The sequence below is a fragment of the Roseiarcus sp. genome, assembly GCF_052145395.1.
In the GTDB taxonomy this organism is placed as follows: domain Bacteria; phylum Pseudomonadota; class Alphaproteobacteria; order Rhizobiales; family Beijerinckiaceae; genus Roseiarcus.
On record NZ_JBKQOT010000705.1, the window covers coordinates 1 to 6,228 of the forward strand.

Genomic DNA, 6,228 nt, shown 5'->3' on the forward strand with positions numbered 1-6,228 from the left:
ACTTCGAGCAGCTCAATCCCGGCCGCAACTTCTTCGGCAAGTTCTACGACCTGTTCACGGCGCCCGAGAAGTCGCGCGCGAGCTTCCTCGAGTTCGAGAAGTGGTGGGGCGGCTTCCACTTCATGAACGAGCAAGAGATTCACTGGATCGTCGAGAACCTGTTCATCGGCAACAAGCTCGCCCGCCACGAGGCGAACCTCGAGCCCGGTCGCCCGATCGACCTCAAGGCGATCCGCTCGCCGATCATCGTGTTCGCCTCCTGGGGCGACAATATCACCCCGCCGCAGCAGGCGCTCAACTGGATCGTCGACACCTACGCTGACGAGCACGAGATCAAGATCCGCGGCCAGCGCATCATCTACATGGTCCACGACAAGGTCGGCCACCTCGGCATCTTCGTGTCCTCCTCGATCGCCAAGAAGGAGCACACCGAGGTCAGCTCGACGATGAAGACGATCGAGGCGCTCGCCCCCGGCCTCTACGAAATGACGATCGACGAACAGATCGGCGAGGGGGTCGACGCGCGATTCACCGTGAGCTTCCACGAGCGCAAGACGTCCGACATTCTCGCCATCGACGACAACGACCGCTCGGACGAACGCGACTTCGCCGCCGTCGAACGCTTCTCGGAGCTCGGCACCGAGCTCTATGACATCTGGGCGCGTCCGCTCGTCCAGTCGTGGGTCACGCCGCAGGTCGCCGACCTCCTCAAGAAGACGCATCCCGCCCGCGTGTCGCGCACGATGTTCGGCGACGCGAACCCGTTGATGAAGGGGGTCGCGGAACAGGCGCGGAAGGTCGCGGCGGAGCGTCAGCCCGCCGACCCGAACAACCCGTTCCTGTTCGCCGAGAAGCTGTGGGCCAGCAGCGTGGAGAATGCGTTCGACGCCTATCGCGACTTCCGCGACGCGATGTACGAGATGACGTTCTTCGGCATCTACAGCTCGCCCGCGATGCTGCGTCTCGGCGAGAAGTTCGCCTTCGAGCGCACCCGCAAGGACCCGAAGGCCCTGCGCTTCCTGCCGGAGGTGCAGTCCGTGCTGCTCAACGTCGATCGCGGAAGCTTCGAGGAGGCGGTGATCCGCATGCTGATCCTGATGGCCGAGTCGCGCGCGACCGTCCGACGCGACCGGCTCGAGCGTTCCGCCAAGGTTCTCGGCCACGACGAGCCTTTCGCCTCGCTTGGGCCCGAGAAGCGGGCGGGCCTCATCCACGAGCAGTCGCTCATCGTCGAGTTCGAGCGCGAGCGCGCGATCGAGACGCTGCCCCACCTGCTCCCCCGGATGGAGGACCGCCAGCGCGCGATCGAGGTCGTCGAATATATCGCCGGCGCGATCGAGGAGATGGAGCCTGCCACGATCCAGCTCGTCCAGCGCTTCCATTCGGCGCTCGGCCTGAAGGGTCTCGCCTTGCCGGTGCCGCGCCAGGATCCGCTGACGCTGAGCGAAGGCGCCCGCGCCGACCTGGGCGACGAGATTGAGAAGGTCCCGCTGGACGCCGTCGCGCCGATCGCGCCCGAGGCGGTGGCGGAGACCGCCGCGACCGAACCGGCGCCGAAGTCGAAGGGGCGCCGCACGCGCGAAGCCGCGGAATAAGCCAGTCCATGACGAACGAGCGCCGGGGGCTTCCCGGCGCGACGACATTGACCCGCCGGCGGAGCGCTTGAACGCTACGCCGCCGCCTTCGCGGACTTTCGGCTACGTCTCGAGCGCCGACCCCATCCGCGCCTTCGCCACCTGCAAGTGCGTGAGTGAGCGGACCAGCCTGGCGTCTTCGTCGTGAAGACTGGAGGCCTCGATGTTCAGCGCCATGATCAGCACGCCGCAGGCAAGGGGGACGTTGGTCTCGCAGTGGATGTTGTATAGTTTTCTCAGACCTCGGACGATGTCGAAGCGGAACTTGTCGTCATGCTCGTCGATGTGCTCCAGCAGGCATTCCCAGAACTGCGCGATGAGGCTGATGGTCGCCCAGGCCTGCCCCTCGAGGCCGCCGCCAAGCTTCGCCAGCTCGGGAACGACGTCGAGGAATTCTTCCAGAAGCTGGGACCCGCGCGGCGCTTCCGCGCTCATGTGAACGGCTTCGTGCATGGTCGCGACCGGCCTCGCGCGCAAAAAAGACGCGCCTGCAGCTGAAGTTGACGCAAGTCTCCTACGGAAGCGTTACCGGCCCGCGCGGCCGGCGCCGGCATTCCGAAAAGTTTAGAGTTCGATCTCCCGGCCGATCTCGACCACCTGGTCGTAGGGAAGCGCGAGATAGTCGCTGATGCGCGCGGCGTTGCGGTTCATTGCGGCGAACAGAGCCTCCTGCCAGCGCGGGATGCCCTTGCCGTCCTCGGCCGCAACAATCGTCTCGGCGCCGACGTAGTAGGTCACGTCGTCGAGGTCGATCGCCGCGCCCTGCCTCTTGCAATCGGCCAGGATCGCGGCGACGTCGGGATGCTCCATGAAGCCGATCCGCGCTTGCCCGCGCCAGAAGTTGTCGGCCTCGTGCTTGACCGTCACTCTTTCCTCGGGGTCGGTCCAGGGAACCGAGAGCGTGGCCAAATTCAGGGCCAGGACGTGCTGGTGCAGCGCGCGGTTCTGCCTGACGTGCCACGACATGACCGGCGGAGTCTTGTCGGTGGCGCGGGTCAGGAACACCGCCGTGCCCGGCACGCGCGCGATCTTGCCTGACCTGAGCAACGCGTCCATCTCCGAAAGCGGCGTGAGCTCGGCCTCGATCCGGGCCTGGAGCGCCATCGCGCCGCGGTGCCAGATCCACATGATTGCGTAGACGACCGAGGCGAGCAGGAGCGGAACCCAGCCGCCCTGAAGGACCTTCGCCAGGTTGGCGGCGAGGAAGCTGCCGTCGATCACGATGAAGCAGGCCGCGACCGCGCCGGCGGCGGCGACCGGCCAGTTCCAGATATCGCGCATGGCGATGAACAGGAGCACGCTCGTCATCAGCATGGTCGCCGACACCGCGATGCCGTAGGCGGCGGCGAGATTGTCGGACTTGCCGAAGCCGATCGTGAGCCCGAGCGTGACGATCATCAAAAGCCAGTTGACCGCGCCGACATAGATCTGGCCGTAGCCCTCTTCCGACGTCTGGGTGATGGTCATGCGCGGCAGCCAGCCGAGCTGGATCGCCTGACGGGTCATCGAATAGGCGCCGGTGATGATCGACTGGCTGGCGATAACGGTGGCGACCGTTGCGAGGAGGATCAGCGGCGTCAGCAGCGGCCCTGGGCAGAGGCGATAGAAGATGTTGCCCTCGGTCGGCGAGCCTTCGAGCACGATCGCCGCCTGACCGGCGTAGTTGAGGATCAGCGCCGGAAAGACGACGCCACACCACTAGAGCCATATCGGCCCGACGCCGAAATGGCCCATGTCGGCGTAGAGGGCCTCCGCGCCGGTGACGCAGAGAAACACGCCGCCGAGCACCAGAAATCCGGTCGCCCCGCCGCGCATCAGATAGTCGATCCCGTAGACCGGGTTCACCGCCGCGAGCACGGTCGGATGCTGAAGGATCCCGTAGAGCCCGAGCACGGCGATCACGACGAACCAGAGGAGCATGATCGGTCCGAAGGCGCGGCCGATCGCAGCAGTCCCGAACGGCTGGACCGCGAACAGCGCCAAGAGAACGATCGTCGCAGCCGGCAGCACATAGGTCGTCAGGCTCGGGGCGATCTGCTCCACGCCCTCGAGCGCCGAGAGCACCGAGATCGCCGGGGTGATCGCGCCGTCGCCGTAGATGAGCGCCGCCCCGAACAGGCCGACGGCGATAATGATCGGCCGCCGATGCTGCTTGACGCCGAGGAGCGTCATCAGCGCGATGATGCCGCCCTCCCCGTCGTTGTCGACCCGCATGGCGAAGTTGACGTATTTGACGGCGGTGATGAGGAAGAGCGTCCACAGGATCAGCGACAGCGCCCCGAGCGTCGCCCCCGCGTCCGGATGCGGTCCGGTGTAGTCGAGCACGGTCTTGAGTGTGTAGAGCGGGCTCGTGCCGATGTCGCCGAACACCACGCCGAGCGCCGCGACGCCGGCGAGGGCCGTGCGCCCGACCGAAGCCGTCTGATTGCCGTTCGCTTCGCCAGCCATGCCGCTCTCCCGCCGCCCATGTCCTAATCGATAGCCGCTAACTGAAACAAACGCTTGACGGCTGGCCGCTTCGAAGAGCCCGCTCGGTAAACGTTCCGCAACGGAAGACGGTGAACGAAGAATAAAGCAAACCTCTTGTCAAGATTAAGAAATTTCGCGTCTCGGCAAGGCCGCGATCGATAAAATTCGAGCAAATTTTTCAGCCGCCCGCCAAGCCGGCGCCGCGATGCTCGCTCCATCGGACCATGGCGGACGCGAACATGTTCAATCGGTTCCTCAGCTTTCTCACCGCGGCGAGCCTCCTCGGCCTCGCCTGGATCGGCTTTGGGGAAGCCTCGGAGGACCTGCCAAAGGCGAGCTTCACGCCGGTCGGCGGCCAAACGACCATGCCCTACGGCTGGGTCGACTTCTGCAACCGTCACGCCGAGGAATGTACGCTGGGCAAGCTCAATCCCGTCGACGTTCATATGACGCGGCAGGTATGGAAGACTCTGGATGACGTCAACGTCCTGGCCAACACCACGATCGAGCCCTTGAGCAACGTCGAGCACTGGGGCACCACGCTCGACCACTGGGATTATCCGGTCGACGGCAAGGGCGACTGCACGATCTATGCGCTGTTCAAGCGCAAGCTTCTGATCGAGCGCGGATTTCCCCGTCAGGCGCTGTTGATGACGATCGTGCGCGATCTCAATGGCGAGGGCCACGCCGTGCTGACCGTCAAGACCGACCGCGGCGACTTCGTGCTCGACAACCTGTCGGACGACATCCGCCCGTGGAACGCGACCGGCTACGCGTTCTTCAAACGCCAGGCGCAGGACGACCCCAACATCTGGCTGAGCCTCGGCGGGGCGACCGGCGCGGCGCCCGCGGAAGCCGCGAGCCAGTAATGCTCGCCGTCGTGCTCCCCCTTCCTCAGCGAGTCCACGGCGCCGAAGCGTCCGGGTCGACGCCGTAACGCTCGATCGCCTTCACCAGCGTCTCGCGCCCGAGCATTCCCTCCTCGACGAGCGCGTGAAGCGCCGCCAGCGCGATGTGGCGGCGGTCGACCTCGAAGAACCGGCGCAACTCGGCGCGCGTGTCGCTGCGGCCGAACCCATCGGTTCCCAACGCGATGAAGCGCGCTTGGACGGAGCTGGCGATGCGCTGCGGGTAGGCGCGGACATAGTCGGTCGCCGCGACGATCGGCGCGCGTCCGGCGAGCAGCCTCGCGACATGGCTCACGCGGGGCGCCTCGCCCGGATGCAGCCGGTTCCACCGCTCGACCTCGGCCGCCTCGCGCGCGAGCTCGGAAAAGCTCGTCGCGCTGAACACTTCGCTGGCGACGTTCCAGTCTTCAGCCAGCATCCCGGCCGCCGCGATCGCCTCGCGCAGGATTGTTCCCGAGCCGACGAGCCGCACGCGCGCTTTCGCCGAAGGCTCCCCGGCGGTCATGAGCCGATAGAGGCCCGCGACGATGTCCGCCTCGACCCCCTCGGGCATCGAGGGCTGCGCATAGGGCTCGTTCATCACCGTGAGGTAGTAGAACTCGTCGGCCTCATCCTCGATCATGCGGCGCACGCCATGGTCGATGACGACGGCGAGTTCGTAGGCGTAGGCTGGATCGTAGGCGCGGCAGTTCGGGATCAGCGCCGCCATGGCGTGGCTCGAGCCGTCCTGATGCTGCAGCCCCTCCCCCGCGAGCGTCGTGCGGCCGGCCGTCGCGCCGAGGAGGAAGCCGCGCGCCCGCTGGTCGGCCGCGGCCCAGATCAGGTCGCCCACGCGCTGGAAGCCGAACATCGAATAGTAGATATAGAACGGCAGCATCGTCAGCCCGTGGACGCTGTAGGACGTCGCCGCCGCCGTCCATGACGACATCGCGCCGGCCTCGGTGATTCCCTCTTCGAGCAGCTGGCCGTCCCGCGCCTCGTGATACGACAGCAGCGATCCGGCGTCCTCGGGCTCGTAAAGCTGGCCCTGAGGCGCATAGATGCCGATCTGGCGAAACAGCGAGGCCATGCCGAATGTTCGCGCTTCGTCCGCGACGATGGGAACGATACGCGGGCCGAGCGCCTCGTCCTTCAAAAGGGCGCCGAGCATGCGCACCGCGGCCATCGTGGTCGACATCTCCTTTCCGCCGGCTGCGGTGGCAAAGCCGGCCCAGCTC

General features: G+C 66.2%; 5 protein-coding genes and 1 pseudogene. 2 read left to right on the forward strand and 4 right to left on the reverse strand.

Annotation, left to right across the window (positions count from 1 at the left end; all coding sequences use genetic code 11):
- The coding region (locus ACLP25_RS24170; RefSeq protein ID WP_442471669.1) for a DUF3141 domain-containing protein at positions 1-1,595 on the forward strand (1,595 nt) is incomplete at its 5' end.
- A gap of 102 nt (positions 1,596-1,697) precedes the next feature.
- On the opposite strand, the gene ACLP25_RS24175 is transcribed toward ACLP25_RS24170, so the two are convergent.
- The 3 genes and pseudogenes from ACLP25_RS24175 to ACLP25_RS24185 form a co-directional block, all read right to left on the reverse strand.
- Complete coding sequence (locus tag ACLP25_RS24175; RefSeq protein ID WP_442471670.1) at positions 1,698-2,069, reverse strand: hypothetical protein; 372 nt, start codon at positions 2,067-2,069, stop codon at positions 1,698-1,700.
- 129 nt (positions 2,070-2,198) lie between these two features.
- Complete coding sequence (locus ACLP25_RS24180; protein ID WP_442471673.1) at positions 2,199-2,690, reverse strand: KUP/HAK/KT family potassium transporter; 492 nt, start codon at positions 2,688-2,690, stop codon at positions 2,199-2,201.
- Between the two features lie 15 nt (positions 2,691-2,705).
- Positions 2,706-4,082: pseudogene (locus ACLP25_RS24185) on the reverse strand (KUP/HAK/KT family potassium transporter); the annotation flags it as partial.
- Between the two features lie 260 nt (positions 4,083-4,342).
- Here ACLP25_RS24185 and ACLP25_RS24190 point away from each other — a divergent pair.
- On the forward strand, positions 4,343-4,972 hold the full coding sequence (locus ACLP25_RS24190; protein ID WP_442471671.1) for a transglutaminase-like cysteine peptidase: 630 nt from the start codon (positions 4,343-4,345) through the stop codon (positions 4,970-4,972).
- A gap of 25 nt (positions 4,973-4,997) precedes the next feature.
- On the opposite strand, the gene ACLP25_RS24195 is transcribed toward ACLP25_RS24190, so the two are convergent.
- On the reverse strand, positions 4,998-6,228 hold a 1,231-nt coding region (locus tag ACLP25_RS24195), incomplete at its 5' end, for a transketolase-like TK C-terminal-containing protein (protein WP_442471672.1).